Source organism: Streptomyces fradiae, from assembly GCF_041270065.1.
Classification (GTDB): Bacteria; Actinomycetota; Actinomycetes; order Streptomycetales; family Streptomycetaceae; genus Streptomyces.
In genome coordinates this window covers 1-24193 of sequence record NZ_CP065958.1, presented here as the reverse complement: position 1 = coordinate 24193, position 24193 = coordinate 1, and the positions used below count along the sequence as shown (strand labels likewise).

18 protein-coding genes and 1 pseudogene are annotated in these 24193 nt (G+C 71.6%); 11 read left to right on the top strand and 8 right to left on the bottom strand.

All coding sequences use genetic code 11. From position 1 onward, the window contains the following. Together JAO84_RS00095 and JAO84_RS00090 are read right to left on the bottom strand one after the other, a co-directional pair. On the bottom strand, nt 1-228 hold the full coding sequence (locus tag JAO84_RS00095) for an MbtH family protein (protein WP_370409291.1): 228 nt from the start codon (nt 226-228) through the stop codon (nt 1-3). A 135-nt stretch (nt 229-363) separates the two neighbouring features. Next, a complete protein-coding gene (locus tag JAO84_RS00090; protein ID WP_370409290.1) occupies nt 364-3729 on the bottom strand; it encodes an amino acid adenylation domain-containing protein in 3366 nt (1121 codons plus the stop codon). 350 nt (nt 3730-4079) lie between these two features. Here JAO84_RS00090 and JAO84_RS00085 point away from each other — a divergent pair, with 350 nt between their 5' ends. From JAO84_RS00085 to JAO84_RS00065, 5 genes are all read left to right on the top strand, one after another. Beyond that, a complete protein-coding gene (locus tag JAO84_RS00085) occupies nt 4080-4748 on the top strand; it encodes an ArsR/SmtB family transcription factor (protein ID WP_370409289.1) in 669 nt (222 codons plus the stop codon). A gap of 51 nt (nt 4749-4799) precedes the next feature. Beyond that, nucleotides 4800-5336, top strand: a complete 537-nt coding sequence (locus tag JAO84_RS00080) for a GNAT family N-acetyltransferase (RefSeq protein ID WP_370409288.1) — start codon at nt 4800-4802, stop codon at nt 5334-5336. Between the two features lie 380 nt (nt 5337-5716). After that, nucleotides 5717-6274: a HEAT repeat domain-containing protein gene (locus JAO84_RS00075; protein WP_370409287.1), complete on the top strand. Its 558-nt coding sequence runs from the start codon at nt 5717-5719 to the stop codon at nt 6272-6274. Nucleotides 6275-6479: 205 nt separating this feature from the next. Further along, the gene (locus JAO84_RS00070; protein WP_370409286.1) at nt 6480-7607 is read left to right on the top strand and encodes a glycoside hydrolase family 19 protein; all 1128 of its coding nucleotides are present in this window, start codon (nt 6480-6482) and stop codon (nt 7605-7607) included. A gap of 127 nt (nt 7608-7734) precedes the next feature. Continuing rightward, nucleotides 7735-8484, top strand: coding sequence for a GNAT family N-acetyltransferase (locus JAO84_RS00065; protein ID WP_370409285.1), 750 nt, complete (start codon nt 7735-7737; stop codon nt 8482-8484). Between the two features lie 121 nt (nt 8485-8605). On the opposite strand, the gene JAO84_RS00060 is transcribed toward JAO84_RS00065, so the two are convergent. After that, nucleotides 8606-9538, bottom strand: a complete 933-nt coding sequence (locus tag JAO84_RS00060; RefSeq protein WP_370409283.1) for a hypothetical protein — start codon at nt 9536-9538, stop codon at nt 8606-8608. Nucleotides 9539-9711: 173 nt separating this feature from the next. Then, on the bottom strand, nt 9712-10152 hold the full coding sequence (locus tag JAO84_RS00055; RefSeq protein WP_370409282.1) for a MarR family winged helix-turn-helix transcriptional regulator: 441 nt from the start codon (nt 10150-10152) through the stop codon (nt 9712-9714). A 127-nt stretch (nt 10153-10279) separates the two neighbouring features. On the opposite strand from JAO84_RS00055, the gene JAO84_RS00050 reads away from it, so the two are divergent. Together JAO84_RS00050 and JAO84_RS00045 are read left to right on the top strand one after the other, a co-directional pair. Next, nucleotides 10280-11275, top strand: coding sequence for an SMP-30/gluconolactonase/LRE family protein (locus JAO84_RS00050; RefSeq protein WP_370409281.1), 996 nt, complete (start codon nt 10280-10282; stop codon nt 11273-11275). A 45-nt stretch (nt 11276-11320) separates the two neighbouring features. After that, nucleotides 11321-11881: a helix-turn-helix domain-containing protein gene (locus JAO84_RS00045; protein WP_370409280.1), complete on the top strand. Its 561-nt coding sequence runs from the start codon at nt 11321-11323 to the stop codon at nt 11879-11881. A 501-nt stretch (nt 11882-12382) separates the two neighbouring features. On the opposite strand, the gene JAO84_RS00040 is transcribed toward JAO84_RS00045, so the two are convergent. Continuing rightward, nucleotides 12383-12832, bottom strand: a complete 450-nt coding sequence (locus JAO84_RS00040) for a hypothetical protein (protein WP_370409279.1) — start codon at nt 12830-12832, stop codon at nt 12383-12385. Between the two features lie 498 nt (nt 12833-13330). On the opposite strand from JAO84_RS00040, the gene JAO84_RS00035 reads away from it, so the two are divergent. From JAO84_RS00035 to JAO84_RS00025, 3 genes are all read left to right on the top strand, one after another. Then, a complete protein-coding gene (locus JAO84_RS00035; protein ID WP_370409278.1) occupies nt 13331-14056 on the top strand; it encodes a DUF4241 domain-containing protein in 726 nt (241 codons plus the stop codon). Between the two features lie 392 nt (nt 14057-14448). After that, nucleotides 14449-15129 carry a hypothetical protein gene (locus tag JAO84_RS00030; RefSeq protein WP_370409277.1) on the top strand — a complete coding sequence of 227 codons (681 nt, stop codon included), beginning with the start codon at nt 14449-14451 and terminating at the stop codon, nt 15127-15129. 361 nt (nt 15130-15490) lie between these two features. Continuing rightward, nucleotides 15491-17842, top strand: coding sequence for an Orn/Lys/Arg decarboxylase N-terminal domain-containing protein (locus tag JAO84_RS00025; protein ID WP_370409276.1), 2352 nt, complete (start codon nt 15491-15493; stop codon nt 17840-17842). Between the two features lie 114 nt (nt 17843-17956). Here JAO84_RS00025 and JAO84_RS00020 read toward each other — a convergent pair whose 3' ends face one another. Both JAO84_RS00020 and JAO84_RS00015 read right to left on the bottom strand, forming a co-directional pair. Then, complete coding sequence (locus JAO84_RS00020; protein ID WP_370409275.1) at nt 17957-19747, bottom strand: hypothetical protein; 1791 nt, start codon at nt 19745-19747, stop codon at nt 17957-17959. 368 nt (nt 19748-20115) lie between these two features. Then, complete coding sequence (locus JAO84_RS00015; protein WP_370409274.1) at nt 20116-22197, bottom strand: pectinesterase family protein; 2082 nt, start codon at nt 22195-22197, stop codon at nt 20116-20118. Between the two features lie 163 nt (nt 22198-22360). Here JAO84_RS00015 and JAO84_RS00010 point away from each other — a divergent pair. Then, a pseudogene (locus JAO84_RS00010) lies at nt 22361-23060 on the top strand (nucleotidyltransferase domain-containing protein). A gap of 96 nt (nt 23061-23156) precedes the next feature. Here JAO84_RS00010 and JAO84_RS00005 read toward each other — a convergent pair. Continuing rightward, nucleotides 23157-23807, bottom strand: a complete 651-nt coding sequence (locus tag JAO84_RS00005) for a DUF4360 domain-containing protein (protein WP_370409273.1) — start codon at nt 23805-23807, stop codon at nt 23157-23159. Nucleotides 23808-24193 lie beyond the last annotated feature (386 nt).

The window sequence follows — 24193 nt, the reverse complement described above, 5'->3', positions numbered from 1 at the left end:
TCAGTGACCCGCCGTCTCGCGCAGGGACCGGGGGCGCAGATCGGTCCACACCCCGCGGATGTGCTCCAGGCATTCCTCCTTGGGGCCCGAGAACCCCTGGTCGTGCCAGCCGCTTGGCAGGGCCCGGCCGTCCGGCCAGATCGAGTACTGCTCCTCGTCGTTGCGCACGACGACGTAGCGTCGCGCCTCGGGTTCGGTGGACCGCCGCACGGCGGACTCGGTGGACATCTGAGACGTACCTCTTTCGGGGCAAAAGGGAAGCGTGCGGGGCAGGGACTGCCGGCAGCGCGTGCGGCCGTGCGGAAGCAGCCGGCCGAGGGAGGGGGAGGGGGGCCGCCGGCCTGGTCGTGACCGGCGGCCTGGTCACTGCTGCTGGAGCCGGCGCCGGCGCAGCCGGTCCCGGCCGGCGCTGAGAGCCGTGTTCTGCGGGGCCGCCGCACGAGGGCCTTCCGGGGCGGGGCTTCCCGTGGCGGAGCCTGCCGGGGTCTGGCCTTCCGGGCCGGCGCCGTCGGCCGTGTCGGCCAGGTGGCGGGCGAGGGCCGCGATCGTCGGGTACTCGTACAGCGCGACCAGCGGCAGCCGTCCACCGCTGTGCTCGCGCAGCCGGACGTGGACCGCGGCCAGACCGTACGATGTGCCGCCGAGGTCGAAGAAGTTCTCGTGCACACCCACCTCGTCGAGACCGAGCACCTCCTGCCAGATCCCGCAGAGCAGCCGCTCCAGGTCGGTGCCGGGTGCCGCGCCGGCTCCGGCGTGCGGCGCCGGGGCGACGGGTTCGGGCAGGGCGGAGCGGTCGACCTTGCCGCTGGGCAGCAGCGGCAGGGCCGGCAGGGCGGTGAGGGACCCGGGCACGAGATGGGCCGGAAGGCGCCCCGTCAACTGCTCGCGCAGGTCGGGCGGTACGGCACCGGAGCGGGTCACCACGTAGGCCGTGAGCCGTACGACGCCGTCGGCGCCGGGCCGGGCGGCGACCGCCGCCTGCACCACATCGGGGTGGCCGCACAGGGCGGCCTCCACCTCGCCGGGCTCGATGCGGTAACCCCGCACCTTCAGCTGCGTGTCGATCCGGCCGAGCACCTCGATACCGCCCGAGGGCCGCCGCCGGGCCAGGTCGCCGGTGCGGTGCATCCGGGCGCCGGGCTCGGGCGAGAACGGGTCGGGCAGGAAGCGCTCGGCCGTCGCCCCGGGCCGGTCCAGATAGCCCCGCGCGAGTCCGGCGCCGCCGACGTACAGCTCGCCGGGCACACCCGGCGGGAGCTGCCCCAGGCCGTCGTCGAGGACATAGGCGCGCACGCCGCCGATGGGGGTGCCGACCGGCACCACGGTGTCCGCGAAGGGGGCCGGCACCTCGTGGGCGAGCGAGGTGATCGTCGTCTCGGTCAGCCCGTACGCGTTGACGACCGGAGCGCCGCCGCGGGCCTGCCAGCCCCGGAGCGCCGAGGGGTCGACCGGCTCGCTGCCCACCACCAGCAGGCGCAGCGCGCGGGCCTGCGGGGAGGCGCCGCCGTCGATCGCCGCGTCCCACCGCTGCCAGTAGCTCGACGGCAGGTTCGCCACGGTGACGGCGTGCTCGTCGAGCAGCCGGGTCAGGTCCTCGGGCACCGGCGGCTGTTCGCACAGCACCGCGCAGGCGCCCGCCGCCCAGGTCGGGAACAGCTCCTCGGCGGCCACGTCGAAGGCGACGTTGGCGAACTGCAGCACCCGGTCGCCCGCCTGCAGCCGGTAGGCGTGCCGGATGGCCGCCGCGTGGTTGGCGAGGGCGCGGTGCGGGACGCCCACGCCCTTGGGCTCGCCGGTCGACCCGGAGGTGAACAGGACATAGGCGAGGGCGTCGGGGTGGGGGAGCGGGGCCGGCTCGTCCCGCTGCTCCCGGCGGCCGGACGCCCCGGTCTCGTGGACGTCGAGGACCCGGGCCCCCGTCTGCTCCAGCCGCGGAGCGGAGGCACCGTCGGTGAGGACGTGCCGGACGCCGGCCGCCGCCAGGATCCTCCGCAGATGCCCGGCGGGGTGGGTGAGGTCCAGCGGGAGGTAGGCGGCACCGGAACCGAGCACCCCCAGGAGCGCGGTGACCAGATCGGCGCCGCGGGGCAGCAGGATGCCGACCACGTCACCGGGCCGCACGCCCTCCCGGGTGAGCCCGTGGGCGAGGCGTTCCGCGGCGCGGTCGAGTTCCGCGTACGTCAGGGTGCCCGCCGCCGACGTCACCGCGGGCGCGTCGGGGCTCGTGGCCGCGTGCCGGCGTACCCAGTCGTGCACCGGCACGAGCGCGTCGGGGTCGCGCGGCGTCCGCGCCGGGTTCCACACCTCCGCCGCGGCCCGCTCCTCCTCCGGGGTGAGCAGCGGCAGCCGGTGCAAGGGCAGGCCGGGGTCGTGGGCGCCCGCGTCGAGGAGGCGGTGGAAGCGGCGCGCGAACGCCTCGACCGTGCCGGCCTCGAACAGATCGGTGTTGTACGTGAGCGAGAGGTCGTAGTCGCCGCTGCCGTCCGGCGCGCGCACGATCATGACGTCCAGGTCGAACTTGGCGGCCGACGGCAGCAGCGGCAGCAGTTCCGAGGCGAGCCCCGGGAAGTCCGGTTCGGCCAGCGGCCGGGACTCGAAGGTGAGCATGGCCTGGACGAGCGGCACGGTCCCCGGGTCCCGTTCGACCCGCATCCTGTCCACCAGCGCCTCGAACGGCACGCCGGCGTGCGTGACGGACGCGAGGGTCGCCGAGCGCACCCTCCGCACCAGCTCGCGGAAGTCCGGATCGCCGCTCAGATCGATGCGCAGCGGCACGGTGTTGACGAAGAAGCCGATCAGAGGCTCGTACTCCTCCTCCGTGCGGCCGGTCACGGGGGTGCCGATCAGCAGGTCGGTGGCGCCGGTGAGGCGGCCGAGCAGCGCGGCGTAGGCGGCGGTCATCACCGTGAACGGGGTCGTGCGCAGGCTTCGGCCGAGCGCCGCGCCCGCCTCGACGAGCTCCCGGGGCAGCCGGACGGTGTGAGTGTCGCCCCGGCCGCTGCGCCGGCCGGGCGCGGGACGGTCGGTGGGCAGGGCGAGCCGGGTCGGGGCGCCGTCGAGGTGCTCCTGCCACCAGTCCAGGGCCGCCGGGTCGGGCGCACCGTCGCCCTGCCGTTCTGCGTAGTCGGTGAACTGCAGGGGAAGCGGAGGAAGTTCCTCCTTGCCCGCGTAAAAGGCGCCGAGCTCCTCGAAGAGCACGTGCACGGACGGGCCGTCGCACACGATGTGGTGCAGGAACAGCCCGAGCAGGTGCTCGTCGTCCGCGAGGCGCAGCAGGCCGGCCCGGAAGAGCCGCCCGCCGGCCAGGTCGAACGGTGCGTCGGCCCAGCCGCGCAGCGTGGCCAGCGCCTCCTCCTCCCGTGCGGCGAGGGGGAGATCGCGCAGGTCCACCTGGACGAGCGGGACGGTGGGGTCGGTCAGGACCTGGGCGTACGGTTCGCCGGCGTGCTCCGGGAAGACCGTGCGCAGCACCTCGTGCCGTTCGGCGACACGGGACAGCGCGCGGTCCAGGGCGGGGACGTCGAGGTGTCCCCGGAGCCGGACGGCGAAGGGCACGTTGTAGAGCGGGCGACCGGGATGCAGTCGGTCCAGCAGCCACAGGGCCCGCTGGGCGCGGGCGACAGGCAGACGGTCCGGTCGGTCACCGGACGCTTCCCCGTTTGGCTCGCTGCTGACCGCTGGTGTACGGGCAAATATCTCCGACGGGTGGTCGGATGTGCGAGAGGCCATGGGGCACATCAAAGTGGGCCTCCCCACGGCCGGGCGAGACATTTAGTCTGGGCCGAATGTTGGTCCTTCGCTTTGACGCCGATGATCTGGCGTCCGTCCGTTTCGCCTGCTCTCCCGTGCAGGAGGCGGTGATGAGTCTGTGGATCTGGCAGAACCCTGCCAAATACGCGATTCACCAGCCGCTTGTGCGCGCTTCGTCGCAGCATCTGGCACATCTCGACTGGGCTCTGTTGCAGGCTCTGATCGGCCCCGCGGGATTCCTACCGGATTTCCTTACTCCACATCCGACCGGTCCCAGACCGGACATCAACGACGAATTGGCCGCCATCCGTTCGACGGATCACGATGTCGTGCTGCGCGATCTCCTCGACGCCGCGAACGGCGGCCGGCTGCACCCCCGGCTGAAGGGGGTGAGAACCGATGCGGCGGGTCTCCTGGAGGAGATCACCGCGGCCCTCCGGGCCTACTGGACGGCGGTGCTCGAACCGCACTGGCCGAAACTGATCGCGGCCCTGGAGGCGGACGTGCTGTACCGGGCCAGACGGCTGGCCGACGAAGGCGCCCAGGGACTCTTCAACGACATCGACCGCGGCCTGCGCTGGAGCAACGGCGCGCTCAGCGTGGACGAACCGGGCGTCGAGGAGCAACTGGACGTCCGGGGCCGCGGACTCACCTTCACGCCCTCGCTGTTCTGCAACCGCGCGGTGACCCTCATCGACTACTCCGGGCCGCCCCGCCTGTGGTACCCGGCACGCGGACGCGGCACGGTATGGGGCGCCGGCGTGGTCTCCCACAGCCACGGCCTGGCCGAACTGCTCGGCCGCAGCCGCGCCCGGATCCTGGAGGTCCTCAGCCAGCCGCTCAGCACCACCGAACTCGCCCGCCGCCTGGAACTGAGCCCCGGAGCGGTCAGCCAGCACCTCGGCATCCTGCACCGCGCCCGCCTCCTGGACCGGGCCCGGCACGGTCACGCGATCCTGTACTCCCGCACCCCGCTCGGCGACCGGCTGGTCGGGTGACTGTTATTGATCGCTTGTGTGCGCCGCCCATCGTCCGATACGAATGTCCCCGTGATACGAGGCGAGAAGATCGGGCTGCGCGCCCGCCACGAAGAAGACATCGCCGTCCTGCAATCGGAACTGTATGACGACGTCAGAACGCAAGCCCTGGCCGATTCCGCACCATGGCGCCCCATTCCTCCGGGATCGCCGAAATCCCCCTACGCGGTGGGCGACCACTCCGACGACATCGTCTACTTCTCGGTCGTGGAACTGGCCTCGGAAAAACTCGCCGGAGAAGCCCTCCTCTGGGGCATCGACACCTACAACCGCCGCGCCCACCTGGGACTCTCGCTGCTCCCCGACTTCCGCGGAATGGGACTCGGACCGGACATCGTGACTGCCCTGTGCGCCTACGGATTCGAGGTGCGCGGCCTTCACCGTCTCCAACTCGAAACCGCCTCCTCCAACACCCCGATGATCCGCTCCGCCGAACGCGCCGGATTCACCGTCGAAGGCACCTTCCGCGAATCCGCCTGGGGCTACGGCGAATTCGTCGACGAAGTGGTCCTCGCCATGGTGGCCCCCGAGTGGCGCAAACGAAACTGACCCGGACACCGCCCGCGCCGTTCTGCGGGATGTGGCGGACTGCGGGTCGGCGCCGTGTAGACCAGCGACCGGCAGCACCGGCTGGACATCCTGCTGGCCGTCGCAGGCGCCATGGCCCACCCCGGAGTTGCACGTCGGGCCCGGCCGGGACGGCCGGCTCGGCGCCGACCCTCCGCGGGACACACCCTGACCGCCATCCGCCGGCACCTCGTCCTGGACGAGATGCCCGACTCGTACACGGTCTGCAACCACCAGGGCTTGGGCGCCTGCGACGAGCACGGGCGACGATTCGTGCGACCCCCGGCAGCGGACCAGCCCCGCGAACCGGTCTGGCGCCCGATCCGGGAAGCCGGCCACCGCCGCAGCCACTCGGAGGAGTCATGAACCCGCACATCGACAGACTCGTCCGGCAACTCGACGGCGAGGCAGCGGAGTCCTATGACGCCCGCGCGGAACTGATCTGGATCGGCGTGGACGCCACACCCGCCATCATCGACGGGCTACCCGCCCTCGGCGGCTTCGGTCAGCTGACCGCCATCGAGGTCTTCGAGGAGGTGGGCGATCCTCGCTGCGGCCCTGCCCTCATCGGCCTGCTGGACAGCGACAACCCGACCGTCCGCGAATGGGCGGCCATGGCCCTGGCGAGCCTGGAGATCGACGGCGCCGTCGAGCCCGTACGCCGCGCCTACCTCGCCTGCCTGCAGCGCGCGACCCCACCGGACTGGACCGAGCCCAGCGGCATCCGCTGGGCCCTGACCGAACTCGGCGCCCGCACCCCCGTCGTCCCCTCGCTCACCGCGCGCCTACGAGCCACCGCTGCGGCCGACGCCCCCGGCTGGCCCTCGACCCGCTTCACCGAGATCATCAACGACCTGGCCGACCACGCCCAGGTGATCCTCCACTCCCAGTTCTGGCGCATGGACGCCGGCCGCACCTAAGGCATCTCCGGCACCGGTCTGGACTGGGAACTCGACTGGACCCTCCGAGAGCCGGGGCGGAGGCGAACTCTCTTTCCTCGTCGCTTACTTCAACTCTTGACGGAAGTTGGTCCAGACCTCTAGTTTCTGGTCGCGCGGCAGCCCTTTCTTCCCCCACCCCAGCCGACTGCTCGGCGACGGCGAACCCGAGGAGCGTGTCCCCTCCATGCCCAGAAGTCGATTCTCCGGACGGGCCCTGGCCCTGACAGCGCTCACCGCCGTCCTCTCCGCCCTCTTCACCGTGGCGCCCGCCGAGGCCGCCGAGGGGTCCATCACCGGACTCGCCGGCAAGTGCGTCGACGTCGCGGCCGCGAGCAGCGCCAACGGCACCGCCGTCCAGCTCTACTCCTGCAACGGGACCAACGCCCAGCGTTGGTCCAACCCCGGTGACGGGACCCTCCGCGCCCTCGGCAAGTGCCTCGACGTCGTCGACCGCGGTACCGGCGACGGCGCCTCGGTCCAGCTGTGGGACTGCAGTGGTGGCGCCAACCAGCAGTGGGTGGTCACCGCCGCGCACGACATCGTCAACCCGGCCGCGAACAAGTGCCTGGACGTCCGGGACAACAACAGCGCCGACGGCACCCGGCTGCAGATCTGGACCTGTACCGGCGGGGCCAACCAGAAGTGGAACGCCCCCGCGAGCGGCGGCGGCACCACCCCGCCGCCGTCCACCTCCGGATTCGTCGTCTCCGAGGCCCAGTTCAACCAGATGTTCCCGAGCCGGAACTCCTTCTACACGTACTCCGGCCTCAAGGCCGCCCTCAGTGCGTACCCCGGCTTCGCCACCACCGGCAGCGACACCGTGAAGCGGCAGGAGGCCGCCGCGTTCCTCGCCAACGTGAACCACGAGACCGGCGGCCTCGTCCACATTGTCGAGCAGAACACCGCCAACTACCCGCACTACTGCGACTGGAACCAGCCGTACGGCTGCCCCGCCGGGCAGGCCGCGTACTACGGCCGCGGCCCCATCCAGCTCTCCTGGAACTTCAACTACAAGGCCGCCGGTGACGCCCTCGGCATCGACCTCCTGAACAACCCCTGGCGGGTCGAGCGCGAGCCGGACATCGCGATGATGACCGGCCTGTGGTACTGGAACACCCAGAACGGCCCCGGCACGATGACCCCGCACAACGCGATGGTCAACAGCGCCGGCTTCGGCCAGACGATCCGCTCCATCAACGGCTCCCTGGAGTGCGACGGCCGCAACCCGGCGCAGGTCCAGAGCCGGGTGGACGCCTATCTCCGGTTCACGTCCATCCTCGGGGTCGCGCCGGGCGCCAACCTCTACTGCTGACACCCTCCCACCCGGTGCCGGGGCAGGCCCGGCTACGCGTCGGAGCCCGCCCCGTCCGAAGGTGGCCCGGTCGGCTCGCAGGGAATTGGCCCGTGTGGTGGGGCCGTTGCGCACTAGCGTGAGCGTAATGACGAACAGATCCACTTTGACCGAGGCGCCGATGCGTCAAGCTCGTAATTCCGCCGCTTTCTGGATCGCGACCGGTCGTTGCCGGGGGCACGAGGTCGTCCGGCGCCGCGGCTTCGTCGCGGTCGACGGCGACGAGCGCGCCGGCCTGCGGGTCCTGATCCAGGAGTGCGGCCTTGAGCCGGGCGAGCTGGCGGAGTTGAGCGAGTTGGTTCTCCACGCCCCGGGCCCGGTGGTCGTGGAGGATCCATTCAGCTCGACGGATCTTGGCCACCTGGGCATGCGCGACTGGCAGATGCCGGTCATGCTGCGCCCGCCCGGGCCCGTCGGCGGTCCGGCGCTCGACGCGGTCCGGGTTCGGCGGCCCGAGGACCTCCAGGCGGCCGAGCGGATCGTGATCGAGGGCTTCGAGCTGGACGGCTTCGAGCCGTACCGCCCCGGCGAGCTGTTCCCGGCGGCGCTGATCGAGCAGCCGGGCGTGGAGGTGTTCGTCGCCTTGCGCGACGGCGTGCCGGCGGGCGCGTGCGTCAGGGTGGTGGACGACGGCGTCGGGAGCCATTACTGGGTCGGCACGTCGCCGGCGTTCCGGTCGCGTGGCGTGGGACGGGCGGTCATGCTCGGTGCCCTCGCCGACCTGGCGGACCTGCCCTTCACGCTCACGGCTTCGAAGCTGGGCAGGCCGTTGTACGAGTCGCTGGGGTACGTCGCCGCTGCGCCCTCGACCTGGTGGGCCTCCGTCCCGGTGAGGTGACGGTCGCAGCGGAGCGCCGCTGCGTGCGGCACAGGCGCAGGGGGCGGTCCTGACCGTGTGTGTCAGTGGTGCTGACCACTCGTCCGGTCCGATGTGGCGGCGGTGCGGCTGGGTGCCTGCCCTACGGAACGCGCGCGGGCTCCGGAATACGTACGGGCTCCGGCGGCGTGCTCTCGGGCTCGGCCCCGTGGCTGTCCGGGGCGCCGAACCACGCCACCGCCACCGCGCCCGCGACCGCGAGGACGAAGCCGAGGACGGCGAGCCAGGCGAAGCTGGGGCGGGAGGCGTCGCCCAGCCACCACACGCCGATCATGCCGGGCAGTACGGTCTCGCCGACCACGAGCGCCGCTGTGGCTCCGTTCACCGAGCCGATCTGGAGGGCGACGGTGTGCAGGTACATGCCGCCGACGCCGGCGACGAGAATCGCGTACAGCGCCGGGTCGGTCAGCACCGTGGCCGGGTCGAACGGGTCGATGCCGTTGAGGATCCGTACACCGACCCCGAGCGCGCCGAAGCCGAGACCCGACAGGAGGCCGGCGAGGATCGCGGCCCGGGCGCCGAGCACCCGTACGAGGACCGTGCCGCCGGCCATGAGGAGAAGGGAGATCGCGAGCAGCCACCAGTGCGTGGCGATCGGCGTGTGCCCGCTGCCCTCTGGGCCGGCCGCGGTCGCGAGCAGAACCAGGGCGGAGCAGACCACACCGATCGAGGTCCACTCCGCTCGGGTCAGCCGGATGCCGAGAAGCCTCACGCTGAGAACGGCCGTGATGACCAGGTTGGCGCTGATCACGGTCTGGGAGAGGAACAGCGGGAGCATGCGGGCGGCGAGCGCGCCGAGGCCGAAGCCGACGAAGTCGAGGATGGTGCCGACGATGAACTCCCAGGTCATCGCGGCCTTCGCGGTCGACGACAGGCTCGGCCCGCCGTGCTCGGTGAGCTGTCCTGCCGCGGCCGCCTGGTGCCGGGCGGACTTGCGGGAGCCGACGGCCTGCAGGACGGATCCGGTGCCGTAACAGATCGAGGCCGCGACCGCGGTCAGCAGTCCTATGAGCACCAGTGGGCTCCTTTCACGCGGCGGGGTCGGTCCGCCCGGTTCGTTCTCTGCTTGGCAGACGTCGGATCGGGCGTCCGCGTTGCCTCCGGTGTCCGACCTTCGGCCGCGGGCCTCTGGCAATCACCGAGCAGTTGCCGGCGCGGGCTTTCGCCCGAGTCGTTCGTGAACCGCCCCTACGGCCGGACCTTCTCCAGGAGGTCGACGCACCGACCCAGCAGGCCGATCAGTGCTTGCCGCTCCTCGTCCGTGAACTCGGCGGCCAGGGCCCGTTCCACGCGGACGGCCCGCTCGTCGGCTTCGGCGAGGACCGCGCGGCCCTCCTCGGTCAGGCGAGTCTCGAGGATGTTCCGGTGCCATTCGTGCGGGGTGCGTTCGATCAGCGAGCGGTCCTGGAGGTTCTTCAGAACCGTGTTCATGGTCGGGGGCGTGACCCCGCACCTGCGCGCCAGGGCCGCGGCCGAGATCCCCGGGTTCTCGTCGAGGCCGAGCAGTGCGGCGTACTGGGGGACGGTCAGGCCCGACGGTTTCAGTACTGCGGCCTTGGTCGCACCCAGGGCCTGTTCGGCCCGCTTGAGGTGGGAGCCGATGCGCTCGGAGATCGGCATGGACGTCATCTCCGCAGGATAGCGGGGCTGTCGAGCGTGAGCATGCTGGCAGCCATTAGAACCTTGACGAGGATTAGGGTTCTAACCTATCTTCTCGGTCACTGGTTAGCGTGTATTCGAACGAGAGGTGCCCCACGTGTCCCACTCGATCCACCGTCGTACCTTCCTGGCCGCCGCCACTGCAGCGCTGGCCACCACCGCGGCAGCGCCGGCTGCTTGGGCGGCCGGCGCGAGCCCGGGGAGGGCACCGAGGATCACCACGGCCTTCGCACTCACCGGCGACCGCGTGTACCCCGAGGGCATCGCGCTCGACCCGCGCAACGGAGATGTGTACGTCGGCTCCTACGCCGACGGCTCCGTCCAGCGGGCTGTACCGGGAGCCCGCTCCGCCGAGGTCTTCCTGCCCGCCGGAGCCGACGGCCGAGCCACCGCCAACGGGCTCAAGGTGGATACGGCCGGGCGCTTGTGGGTGACCGACTCGACGAGCGGTGTCGCCGTCTACGACCTGCGCGACCGCTCCCTCGTGGCCCGCCTCGACGTCCCGGACGACGCACCGCGGTTCGTCAACGACCTGGTCATCACGCCCGACGGCACCGCCTGTCTGACCGACAGCATCCGGGCGGTGATCTACCGGGTCACGCCCGCCGACCTCGCCCGCACCCGCGGCGGCCGTGCACCGCTGACGCCCTGGTGCGACCTGAACGGGCTGATCACACCGCGCCCGGCCGGCGGGTTCTCGCTCAATGGCGTCACCACCGACGGACGTCACTTGTTCGTGGTCGACATGCCGGTGGGCGAGCTGTTCCGGATCGACCTCCGGTCCGGCGCCGTGCGGCGGGTCGCGCTGCACGGGGGCGACGTGACGCATGGCGACGGCCTGGAGCTGGCCGGGCGGACCCTGTGGGTCGCACACAACACGTCCCAGACGATCAGCCGGTGGCGGCTGACTCCAGACGGCGGTGCGGCGCACCTGGAGCATCAGGTGACCGACCCGAGCCTCCAGATTCCGACCACGCTGGTCCGCGACCGGGGACGACTCCTCGTCGTGCGGTCGCAGTTCGACAAGGGCGGCCCGATGGGTCCGGGGACGCCGGAGGCGCCGTTCACGGTGGCGGAGGTGCGCGGGCTCTGAGCCCGAACGCAGGGAGCCGTCGCCAGAGACGTTGCCTTGCCGAAATTGGAGCAACGTCCTGGAGCGGTCGGTCCGCGGCTGCGGGAGCTGCGGCGCGGGCGGGGCATGACGCTGGCCGAGCTCTCCGCGGAGACCGGGATCAACGAGAGCACGCTCTCCCGCCTCGAGGGCGGGGCGCGCAAGCCGACCCTGGAGCTGCTCCTTCCGCTCGCCGAGGTGTACGCCGTACCGCTGGACGAACTGGTCGGCGCGCCGCGCACCGGCGATCCGCGGATCCGTCTCAAACCGGTCACCCGCGGCGGACTGACCTACGTGCCGCTCAGCCGCCCCGGCGGTGTCCAGGCGCACAAGGTGCTGATCCCGGCCCGGCCGGGCACGGAGCCGCAGCTGCAGACGCACGGCGGCTTCGAGTGGGTCTACGTCCTCGGGGGCAGGCTGCGGCTGCTCCTGGGCGAGCGGAGCCTGGTCCTCAAGGCCGGTGAGGCGGCCGAGTTCGACGCACATGTCCCGCACTGGCTCGGCCCCGACGACGAACGGACCGTGGAACTCCTCGTGCTGTTCGGGCCGCAGGGGGAGCGGGCCCACCTCAGGGCCCGCACCGCCTGAGCCGGCGACCGCCGCGGAACGGCCGTGGCGCCGTAACGCCGAATCGTTCTCAGCGGCCGCCGTGCCCGAGGCCCAGGCCCTGCGCCCGGACCCCCGGCACGCGCCGCGCCACCTCGGCCTCCGCCGCCCCGCCGAAGACACCGCCGCCCGCCGGGCGTCGGCCGTCAGCAGATCGTTGTTGATCGCCGCCGCGGCGGTCACTCCGGCCTGTGACCACGGGTCCCGAGCGGGCCAGGGCTCCTGCCGTTTCGGCAAAACTTGCCGAAACGGCAGGAGGCTTTGCGGCAGAAGCAGGCCGGTCCGCACTGTTATCGCGGGCCGGCGAGGCCACCCCGCCCTGCACCGGTTCGCCAGTTCCAGAGGAAGAGCCGAAGGCGGCCCGACCGCCTGCCCTGGTCGGTGCGGCCGGGTCGCTCGACTTCGACGTCGTCCGCGCCGACGCCAGTCGAACGCCGGCTGCGTGGCCTCCGGGCAGACGTACCGCTCGGAGGCCGTCCGGCGTCAGCAGCTGGTCTCGACGACCCAGGCGTAGAACAGGGAGCCCCTGGCCGAGTAGCAGTGCGTGTCGCTGTCGGCGTTCGCGAAGTGCCGCTCGTCGAAGTGGGAACCGGAGGGGTACTTGTACCAGTAGATGCTCACGTCGCGGGAGTCGCCAGGGGCACGCATCGGCCCGGCGGTGGCTCCGGCAGAGCATCCGGATCCAGTATGTTCGACCTGCCCGGCGGAGTTGGTCCACCACAGTTCGACGTGGAGGATGAACGCCGCTCCGCAGTAGCTGTAGAACGTCATGTCCCCCTGCGCGGCCTGGCGGGTGGCCGAGGTGGTGCCTGCCGTGGTGGGGCCGGCGGGGGTTGATGCTTCTGCCGCTGCGGGGAGCGCGGTGAGAGCGGCGGCTGCGGCCAGGGCGGCGAGGGCACGGCGCAGCCTTGTGGTGACCGGCTTCCGGGTCATGGAGGTCTCCTTGGTTGTGGGCATGGCAGGTCAGGCGCTTGTCGGCGCCGCCTGCTGTCCGGAGACGGGCGTGAAGCCCGAATGCCACGGAATGTAGGGACGGCGAAGGAGCTGGTCACTGCCCTGGAACAGGCAGACCGATTCTGCCGGGGGTGGTTTCACCCGAACAGCGGGGCGCACGCCAGGAGCTGTTTCCGGCTTGCGTTGCGCTGGAGCCCGACCGTATGCGGTGTCGGACGAGGTGTGGGCGCTGCTGGGCGCGGTCAAAGGGAACATCGCCGAGCTGAGCCGCCGGCTGGCTGCTGCGGTTGGCGGGGGTTCGGTGCCGTCGGCGTCGGCGTCGGCGTCGGTGTCGTCGTTGCCGCGCGGATGCGAACCTCGGCGTCCTCGACCGAGCCTGGGCCGGGTTATGCACGGGGCGGGTGGTCGGAAGGCTGTCAGTGGGCGCGCGTAGATTCCAGGTGACCACCCGGCCGGGTGGCGGGGAGGGAGTGAGAGATGGAGTGGGTCGGGGATCCTAGGCTGGCAGCCGGGCCTGAGGCCGCCGCGTACCTGGAGGCAGCGTTCACGCCCGGCGCTGAGCTGGGCACGGTGTACGACGATCCGACGACGCCGGTCGTCGTCACGGGCATCGAGGAGCTTACGACGATCCGTGTGCCCAGTGGCCGGCTCGTCGTCGATGCGCCCTGGCACGACGACGAGGCCTATGACTACCAGAGAGGGCTGCCGACAACGCCTCCGCGGGAGCTGGCGGTGAGGATTCGCCCAGGGACCTACCGAGTGGAGATCGCGTGGACGGCGGGCCCGTACGAGTTCATGGGCGAGCACTGCGACGGCATCGAGCGTGCCGCGACCCGCTTGTGCCTCAGCGACGAACCCGTCGTCGGGTGGGAAATGGGCCTGGGTGTCGAGGACGACATCGACCGGCTTCAGCCGGGCGAAGAGCCCCGGTTCTTCTCCGACGCCAATGTCGGCTGCTTTGCCGACGCAGGCGCGTGGACGGCCTTGTCCGCGCCGTTTCGCACGTTCAGCGATGACGTCCCTGTGCCGCGCAGTAGCGAGCAGCTGGCCGACGGTTGCGAGCGGGTGCGCGATGCGTCACACCAAGCCGACCTGGTCACCTTCGAGGCCGAATCGGGCGGCATCGTGTGGCTCGGGCGCACGAAGACCGGCGACGTGGCAGCGATCGTCGTCACCACCGGCATGCCCGGCGCGAAAGCCTGACGTCGCCGGGCGAGTGTGGCGGATCCAGCGGCCCCAGGGAGGTGCCGGATGACGCTCATCTGTCAGCCCGACGCCCCGAGCTGGGCTTTCTCGGCTGACGACCCAGCTCCACGGCATGTGATGTGGTGCGTCTGCGCCGACTTCCGGCGGCGGGCCGCAGTGGCCTTCCTCGCCGCGGTCTTTTTGGCAAGCGCCTTCTCCCGCGGTGCCGGCACCTCGTGCACGGTCGCCGGCCCGTCTCGACGAGGACTGAAGCCCGTCTTGGCCGGCCGAGCGGCAGCGGCACTCTGCCGTGGTACGCGAGGACTCCTCCAGGGGTGGCCCCGTGGCGCGCGGCACGCAGCGACTTCCCTCGAGGGCGACTCGGTGTGGCGGCGAGCTAGATTCAGGGCATGACGGATGCCCGGCGTACGGTCGAGGCCCTGGCGGCGGCGCTGGGCGAGCGGTTCGGGACGGCCTTCGCCGTCGAGGCGGACACAGGGGATGGGCCGGCGTTGGCCTGGACGGACGGGCCGACCGCCGACCAGGTGGCGGAGGCGGCCCGGGCGCCGGCATTGACGTCGGAGGCAGCCGAGGGGCTCGCGTTCCACCGTGCGTTGTCGGAGCGGGCGGTGGCGCTCGGCGCGATCCGGCTGGCGGTGGCCCCGAGCCCGCTGGCCTGCGGACTGCCCGTGCCGGTCTCGCCGGCCGGCATCGAGTCGCTGTGGTGGAGGACGCCGTTGCCCGCCACGGCCACCCCGCGCGAGGAACGGCTCGTGTACGGCCTCCTGTACGAGGTCCACGACGACCACCACAGCAACCACGTCACCCCACAGCAGATCTGCGACGGCCTCGCGCGCCGGGGCATCGCGACGCTGCTGCTGCGGTCCGGGGCTGAACTGACCCCCGCCGAGATCCTGACGGCCCGGTACGCGGCCGCGCACGGGCACCTCGCCTGGCGGCACCGGCTCGCGACGATGCCGGTCCCGGTCCTGCTGCGAGCCGTCCGCGAGGACCCGCAGGCATCGCCGGAGTGCCGGGCGGCGGCCCGCATGCTGGAAGCGGAGGAGGAGACCGGAACGGCCCCCGCCTGACCCTCCGTCGACATCCACCCCCTCTCGAACAGCCGCCCGATCGCCGTCAAGTGGCCGAGGCGGGCGCCTGGGACCAGGTGAGCCGCTCGGCCGACTTCACCGAGCCGCACCCCCCGTGCAACTTCCCCCGCAGGAGGCCTGAGGCCCGTCCGGGCGAGATACGCGGCGCCGACGGTGCGGACGGCTTCCCCCAGGGGTCGGGCTGCGCCCCGGTGGCGGAGGGGGCCGTGGGCACGGGGGGAGTGGTCGAGATTCGAAGGCCGACCCCATCGGGTGAATGTCGCTCGACCGCCGGTGTCGCCGGACGCCTCCACCGGTTATCTGCGCGGCATACGTCCGCGACATGGTGTGGGAGCAAGTCATGAGTACGGGAACGGTCCTTCTCGCGACACGGGAGCTGGGTGCGCGCGCCGGGGCGGTCAGCGAGCAGCTGCGGCGCATCGGGAAGGAGGCGGAGGCCCAGGGTTTACAGGTGCGGTGGGCCGGCGATGCGCGGGACGCGCAGGCCGTGCTGCGGACGGAGGCCGGGCTCGCCGGGGCCATGGTGGCCTGGGATCTGGAGGCGCAGGCCGGGACCGGCGGCGCGGCGGGCGGCGGGGCGGAGGTTCTGCAGGCGATCGGGAAGCGGTTCAAGGACCTGCCCGTGTTCCTGCTCATGCCACAGCACTCGCAGGACTCGGAAGGAGAGTTCGAACAGCTTCCGCTCTGGGTCGCCGAGGTGGTGACCGGCTACGTGTGGCCCTTGGAGGACACGCCCGTCTTCATCGCGGGACGCGTGACCGCCGCGGCCCGCGCGTATCAGGACGGTGTGCTGCCACCGTTCTTCAAGGCACTGCGCCGCTTCGACGACGCGCACCAGTACTCCTGGCACACCCCGGCACACGCCGGCGGGGTCGCGTTCCTGAAGTCGGCGGCGGGGCGGGCCTTCTTCGACTACTACGGCGAGCGGCTGTTCCGTACGGACCTGTCGATCTCGGTCGGCGAACTGGGCTCGCTGTTCGAGCACAGCGGCCCGATCGGCGAGGCCGAGCGCAACGCCGCCCGCGTCTTCGGCGCCGACCGCACCTACTTCGTACTGCACGGGGACTCCACCGCCGACCGCATGGTCGGCCACTTCAGCGTCATGCGCGACGAGATCGCCCTGGTGGACCGCAACTGCCACAAGTCCGTGCTGCACGGCCTGGTGATCTCCGGTGCCCGCCCCGTCTACCTGGTCCCCACCCGTAACGGATACGGACTCGCGGGCCCCTTGCCCCCTGCCCGTACCGATGCCGACGCGGTGCAGGCACGCATCGCCGACCACCCCCTCGTCGCGGAGGCCCTCTCCCCGCACGCGCAGTACGCCGTACTCACCAACTCCACCTACGACGGGCTGTGTTACGACACGCTCCAGGTCGCCCGGACGCTGGCGCCGAGCACACCACGGCTGCACTTCGACGAGGCGTGGTTCGCGTACGCCCGGTTCCACCCGCTGTACGAGGGCCGGTACGGGATGGCGGTCGGCCCCGACACCTTCGACGACCCGATGCGACCGACCGTCTTCGCCACCCAGTCCACGCACAAGCTGCTCGCGGCCCTGTCCCAGACCGCGATGGTGCACATCAAGCCCTCACCCCGCGCCCCCGTCCAGCACGAGCGGTTCAACGAGGCGTTCATGATGCACGGCACGACCTCGCCGCTGTATCCCGCGATCGCCTCACTGGACGTGGCCACGGCCATGATGGACGGCCCCCAGGGCACGTCACTGATCGACGAGGCCATCACCGAGGCCGTCCGCTTCCGCAAGGCCGTCGTACGCACGGCACGGCGCATTGAGGCCGCGGGCGACCGTCCCGGCTGGTTCTTCGGCGTGTGGCAGCCCGACACCGTGACGGATCCCGCCACCGGCGAGCGCGTGGACTTCGTCGACGCGCCGCCCGCCCTGCTCGCGGCGGATCCGCGCTGCTGGGAGCTGGAGCCCGGCGCCGCGTGGCACGGCTTCGAGGGGCTGACCGAGGGCTATTGCATGCTCGACCCGGTGAAGGTGACCCTCACCTGCCCCGGCGTCACCGCCACGGGACACAGAGGGGAGTGGGGCATCCCGGCCCGCGTCCTGACCGCCTACCTCGCCACCCGCGGCATCGTCGTGGAGAAGACCGACAGCTACAGCACGCTCATCCTCTTCTCCATGGGCATCACCAAGGGCAAGTGGGGCACCCTCATGGACGCCCTGATGGACTTCAAGGCCCTCTACGACAGCGCCGCCCCGCTCGAAAGGGTGCTGCCCGCCCTGGTGGAGGCACATCCGCACCGCTACACCGGCCTCACCCTGAAGCGGTTGTGCCAGGACATGCACGAACACCTCACCGAGGCCGAGCTGATCGACGCCCTCGATACAGCCTTCCGCGACCTCCCCGAGCCCGTCGCACCCCCGCAGCACTGCTACCAGCGTCTGATCCGTGGCGGGACCGAGCGCCTGACCCTGGCCGAGGCGGCCGGCCGCATCTCCGCCGCGATGGTCACCGTCACCCCGCCCGGCATCCCCGTCCTGATGCCCGGCGAGGCCGTCGGCACCCCGGACGGCCCGCTCCTGCGCTACCTCGGCGCGCTCGAAGCGTTCGACCGCGCCTTCCCCGGCTTCCACAGCGAGACGCACGGAGTCACCATGGACCCCACCACAGGCGACTACCTCATCGAATGCGTCCTCCCGGAGCCGGAGGACATCCGCCCCTGAGCGGTACGGGCCGGCGGCGGGCCCGCCGCCGGTCGTCCGCGTGGCCGCGGGTGCTCCCGGTCCGGATTCCGGTTCCGGTTCCGGGAGCACCCCTGCCTGATCAGGTCAATCAGGTCACGCGCAGCCGATGCCCGTGTCGGGGGCGGTACAGGAATCGGTGCCGGGGCCGCCGTTGTTGCTGTTCGTGCCCGGGCCGCCGTCGAGGGTGTCGTTGCCCGCATTGCCGAACAGGGAGTCGTCGCCGGGCCCGCCGAAGACGATGTCGGCGCCCTGGGAGCCGTGGAGGGTGTCGTCGCCCGTGCCGCCCGTGATCACATCGGCTCCGGGCCCGCCGGTGATCGAGTCCGCCCCGGGGCCGCCGCACACGAGGTCGTCGCCCGCGCCGCTGTTGATGGTGTCGTCGCCGCCGTGGGCGAGGATGACATCGCGTCCGGGCGTGCCGTTGATCTGGTCGTCACCGGGGGTGCCGGTGAGGGTGGGCTCTTCACCGAAGCAGGTGACCGCGTCGACGGTGGTGTTCTCCGTCGTGGTGTCATTGGCCGGGGCCGGGTCGGAGACCGCGCCGGCCACGCCCGCCGTGTCGACGGCGACGTCCTCGGTCGTGGCCGTCGCGGTGATGGTCCGCGCGGCGCTCGCCCCGGCGGCGAGGCTGCCGATGCCACAGGTGACGACGTCCGGTGCGGTGCCGGCCGCGGTGCACCCGGGGGAGGCCGAGACGAACTCCATTCCGGCCGGGAGCGCGTCACGCAGCACGACCCCCTCGGCCGTCTGCGGGCCGTTGTTCGTCGCGGTGAGCGTGTACGTCACGCTCTGCCCCTCGACGACGGGATCGGAGCCCGTGTCGGACTTCGTGACGGACAGATCGGCCTCGGTCAGACGGAGGCGCCCGATGAGGCCGGCCGTCTCGGCGAACCAGATGTCGCCGTCCGGGCCCTTGGTGATGCCCCAGGGGTCACGGGTGGGGAAGGGCAGGGGGAACTCGGCGATGACGCCGGACGTGCTGATCCGCCCGATCTTCCCGCCGTTGCGTTCGGTGAACCACAGGCTGTCGTCCGGCCCGGCGGTGATGTCCTGGGGCGCGGGCGGGAATTCGCCCGCGGGCAGCTCGTACTGGGTGATCACGCCGGACGTGCTGATCCGGCCGATCCTGTTGCCGCCGAACACGGTGAACCAGAGGTTTCCGTCGGGGCCGGTGGTGATGTCGGACGGCCCGCCGCCGCCCGGGACCGGGAATTCGGTGACGACGCCGGACGGCGTCATACGGCCGATGAGGCTGGCGTCGATCTCGGTGAACCAGAGGTTCCCGTCCGGCCCGGCGGTGATGTAGGACGGCTGGCCGGAGCCCTCGGGCAGAGGGTATTCGGTGACGGCGCCGGTGGTGGTGATACGGGCGATCCGGTGGCCGTTCTGCTCGGTGACCCACATGGCCCCGTCCGGGCCGGCGGTGATCCCGGTGGGCTCGACGAGCTGGTCGGGGAGGGGGTATTCGGTGATCGTGCCGTTCGTGTCGATCTTCCCGACCCGGGAGTCGACGTCCTGCATGGTGAACCAGACGTTCCCGTCCGGGCCCGTGGTGATGTCGTGCGGCGTGCTGAACTCGCCGGGCAGGGGGTACTCGGCGATGAGGGCGCCCGTCGGGCTCATCCGGCCGATCTTGTTCCCGGCCGCCTCGGTGAACCACAGGTTGCCGTCGGGGCCGGTGGTGATCCCGACCGGCGTGCTGGTGGCGGATACGGGGTACTCGTCGATGCCGACGTCGGCCCGGGCCTGCGGGGCTCCTGCGGCCAAGGGGAGGGCGGCGGCCATCAGGACCCCGCCGAGCAGCGCCGTGAGACCGCGCCGACGGCGGGGTCTCGGCCGGGGGAGCGTCCCTGGATCTGGCGTGCTGCCGGTGGTGGGAGGCATGGGCGATCACCTTTCGGTCGTGGGATCGCGCCCGTCCTACCAAAGCCCAATCGTTTCTTCGGGCGCGTCGGCACCTGCGACACGCCGGTTCCTCGACCGTATGTCGCCCGAACGGCGCCGTGCCCGGCCGGCCCGGACCGCATCGCGTGAGTGATCCGGCTGCTGAACGCGTACCGGCTCCGACGGGCCGCCGGGCTCCACCCCATGGCTCTCCGGGGCACCGAACCACGCCACCTGCGGACGGAGTGCTGGACCCGGACGGTGAGCGCGGTCTGGCCCGCCTGAAACGCACGGGTCCTGTCTTCCGCCATGACCGCATGGTGTCCCCGGACGGAGCGGCACCGCACCGTGGTTTCAAGCGGCCCGGGTCACGGCGTCCAGCCGCCGAGCCAGTCCGCGACTTCCTGGTCGGCCGCTCGGGCGTCGGTCAGGTGGGGCCGGTCCGAGCTCGCGGGGCCCGCGCCCGGACCGGTGTTCCGGTACTCGGCGAAGCGGTCCTCCTTCCAGGAGAAGCCGCCCATGTCGGTCCACGGCGTGCGCTTGATCGCGGCGCTGAGACGAGAGTCGCGGACCGTGGCCTGGGGGTCGGCCGTGGTGTCGCCGCCGGGGTGCCAGTTACGGCCGAGGAAGAAGGAGGAGGCGGCCACATCCCCGTTGACCGTGGACCGGTTGATGAGGATGCCCTTGCTGCCCGCCGGGGTGCTCGGGGCGGTGATGTAGCCGGCCGACGTGCCGTCCCAGCGCTTCTTGAGGGTGATGACCGAACGGTCGATCACGGCGGTGGCGCGGCCGAAGACGAAGTCGACGTTCCCGACGACGTAGGAGTTGGTGACGTAGACCCGGCCGGGCACGTCCTTGGCCGCCGTCTCCAGCTCCAGGGTGTCCTGGTCGCCGGTGATGATCAGACCGTCCAGCACGATCCTGTCCGCGGCGGCGAGCAGGGCCACCGCCTGATGGCCGGTCAGAGACCGGTGCGCGGCCTCGTCGAAGTCGTTGGAGACGGTCAGGTTGCGCAGCCGGGAGTCGTCGGACCGGACGGCGACGGTGGCGCTGCCCGGGGTGCCGTAGGTTCCCGAGCCGTCGGGCTTCCGCAGGCCGGCCGCGTTGCCGTACACGATGACCGTGTCCTTGCGGCTCGCTCCCGAGCCCTGGATGGTGACGTGCGGCTTGTCGGCCGGCACGGTCACCGTCTCCCGGTACGTCCCCGGCTTGACCGAGATGACCACGCGGGAGGAGTTGCCGGCCGGGACGGCGTTCACCGCGGCCTGGACGGTCGTGTACTGGCCGCTGCCGTCCTTGGCGACGGTGAGCGTCCTGGTGGCACCGGCACCGGCGCCGGCAGCGGACCTCGTGGCACTGGCGCTGCCCAGCGAACTCCGCGGCCCTGCCCCGGCCTTCACCACCGCCGGTACGTCCACGGCCGCGTCGGCCGTGTAGCCGTAGTACGCCCTCGGGTCGAAGGCCGCCCCGCCACCGCTCTCGTTGCGCCCGCTCGTCCCGGAGAGGACGTTGCCGCGCTGCGCGAGGACGGCGGTGGAGTCCCTGATCACGGGGTTGCGCATGCCCTGGAAGTAGGAGTTCTCCAGCAGCATGCGCGTTCTGCCACGCGCGTAGTTGCCGTAGGAGGAGGTGATGGCGGTACCGGGGGTGTCCTCCAGGTAGTTGTTGTAGAGGTGGGCGTGGGCGGCGTTGTCCGTGGACGGGTTGCGCTGCTCGGTCTCGCGGATCCAGTTGTGATGGATGGTGATGTCGGTGACGACGTTCTGGGTCCATCCGATGCCGAACGCCTTGTTGGCGTTGCTCAGCCGGTTCCACGACACCGTCACGTACGTGCTGTCCTTGCGCACGTCGATCAGCCCGTCGGCGGTGTGCCGCAGATCGTTGTGGTCGATCCAGACGTGATGGGCGCCGTCCATCTGGATCGCGTCGAAGTCGTGTTCCTTGTCGTTCCACACACCCTGATACGAATCCCTGATCGTCAGGTTCCGGATGATGACGTTGTGGACCCCCTGGGCGAGGAAGAAGCCGCCGCCGACGATGTGGCCGGAGGTGCCGGAGCCGATGATCGTCTTGTCGGAGGCGACCTTGATCTCCTTGCCCGTGGGGTTCACGGTGATCGCTCCGGCGACCACGATGACGTACGGCTCCGGCGCGGCCGCGTACTTCTCCAGATCGGCGAGGGACGTGACCGTCACGGTCCGTCCGCCGCGCCCGCCGTACGTGCCCTGCTGGCCGAGCGCGTTCACCGCGGCGAATCCGTCGGCGGCCGCGGTCGTCCATGCGGGTACGGCGGCGGCAGCCCGGTCCTTCTCGCCGAGCCCGAGCCCGAGTCCGAGACCGAAGACGGACCCGTAGGCGAGGGCGCCGGAGGCCGCCAGGGCCACGGGCAGTCCTATCGTCAGGGCCGTGCGGCGCCTTCGGTGGCGAGGCGTACGGCGGCTGTCACTCATGGGCATGTCCGTTCCGTGAGGGGCTGTTCCACCGCGTAGTCGCCGCCGCGTCCGGAAAGGTTGCCGAGGAAGCGGGAGGCGGCGAACGCCGAGGTCGGGCTGGCTCGTCGGGGCCTTGCCGCCGGCGTCGAGGAACGACTGTTCCGGCACGTACGCTGCGATCATGGATGACCCTGTGCTCACCGCCCGGGAGCTGGTGCGGGAGCGTTTTCCCGCCGCCCGGGCGGCCTTTCTCGCCGGCAGCGTGCTGACCGACCGCCGTACGCCGACCTCGGATCTGGACATCGTGGTCCTCCTGGACGGGCCACCGGCCCCCCCTCCGGGAGAACCTCGTGTACGGCGGCTGGCCGGTGGAGCTGTTCGTCCAGACGGAGGACGCCTGGCACAGCTTCGCCGACCGGGAGACCGAGCAGCGGCGTTCACCGCTGCTGGCCATGTGTGCCGAGGGCAAGCTCCTGGTGGACGCGGACGGTCTGGGCGCGTCGCTCCAGGACAAGGCGCGAAGGCGCCTGGCCGCGGGTCCGCCGCCGCTCTCGGAGCGTGAGCGTGACTACCAGCGCTACATGCTGACCGACTTGCTCGACGATCTGCGGGGCTGCACGGACCCGGCGGAGCGGGTGTACGTGGTCTCGCACATGCTGCAGCGTGCCTCGGAGCTGGTCCTCCTGGGAGGCGGGCACTGGCTCGGCGGAGGCAAGTGGTTGTCGCGGCGGCTGGCCGCGGCCGACCCCGGGATGCACCGCGCCCTGACCGAAGCCGCCGGGCAGGCGATCGCCGGCGACACCGAAGCCTTCGCCGCTGTCGTGACGGACGTACTGGACCGGTGCGGCGGCCCGCTGTGGGACGGATACGCGATCCGCTGAGGCAATCCGCTGAGGCGTGAGGCGTGAGGCGTGAGGCGTGAGGCGGCCGTGAGGCCCGGCCGGGGAAGGGCGAGCCCGGCCGGGGCGGGCACGGTGTCAGCTCTTGGGACACGCCTTCCACGCGAGGTGGTAGACGGTGCTGATGTCACCGTCGGTCGAGTCCATGGTCATGTAGCTGGTGGTCGCCGGGTCGGACGTGCCGGCGCTCACCCGGAGCTCGGTGTTGATGTTGAAGTTCCGCTGCACGCCACAGGGCGCCCACACGAGTTGCGCCCAGTCGGTGTCGTCAGTGGCCTGCCAGTTGTCCTCGTACGGCCCTCGGAAGCTGTGCGTCCGGGACGCGGTGCTCGGCGAGCCCTGGAAGTAGTACGAAGCCTTCTCCGTACTGCTCGCTCCGGGCCGGAGCGACGCATAGCCGCGGTAGTCGGCGCTGGCGATCGCGTAGGTGAACCCCTGGGGCACATGCACCAGCAGGTTGAGCTGGCAGTTCCTGCGAGCTGCCGTGGGGGAGGAGCCGCCGCCCGCCTGCGCCAGGTACTCGCTGTAGGTGACGGTGAAGGCGGTGTTGTCCTCGGACACGGCGACGGCGGCGCTGCCGAGGGGACAGCCGGAGCCGTTCACCGTGGCGATGTCGATGACGATCCGGTCCGGGGGCGGGTCGGCGATCGACGAGGGGCTCGCCTGCGCGGGCAGGGCCGAGGCGAACAGGGCGATGACCGCTCCGCTCACCAGTGAGGGGATTCTCATGGTTCTCCCATCCAGTGCTTCGGTGGCCGGGCGAGCGCGGGCGCACGAGGGCGTCCGCTCGCGGGCTGGGGGGTGCGGCGCGCCACAGGGTCGGGCGGCCGTCACGGACCTACTGCGGTGGATCGACGCGCTCTTGGTGCGGAGAGGCTGATGCGGCCGGCAAGGGCTGCACCGTCATACGCACGTCATGGCATCCCGGGGTGGCCCCGCCGGTACCGGCGGGAGCGATTGAATGCTAGAGGCCCGAGCGCGCAGGAGCAGGACGGAGCCCGGCCAACAATCGCCTCGCGAACGCCCTTCCTCTGGCTCGGAACAGCGGGTGCCGAGCTTTCGTACCCGCCACCGGCGGTGAGCACCCTCTCGACGGCCGGTTCGTCACGGGCGTT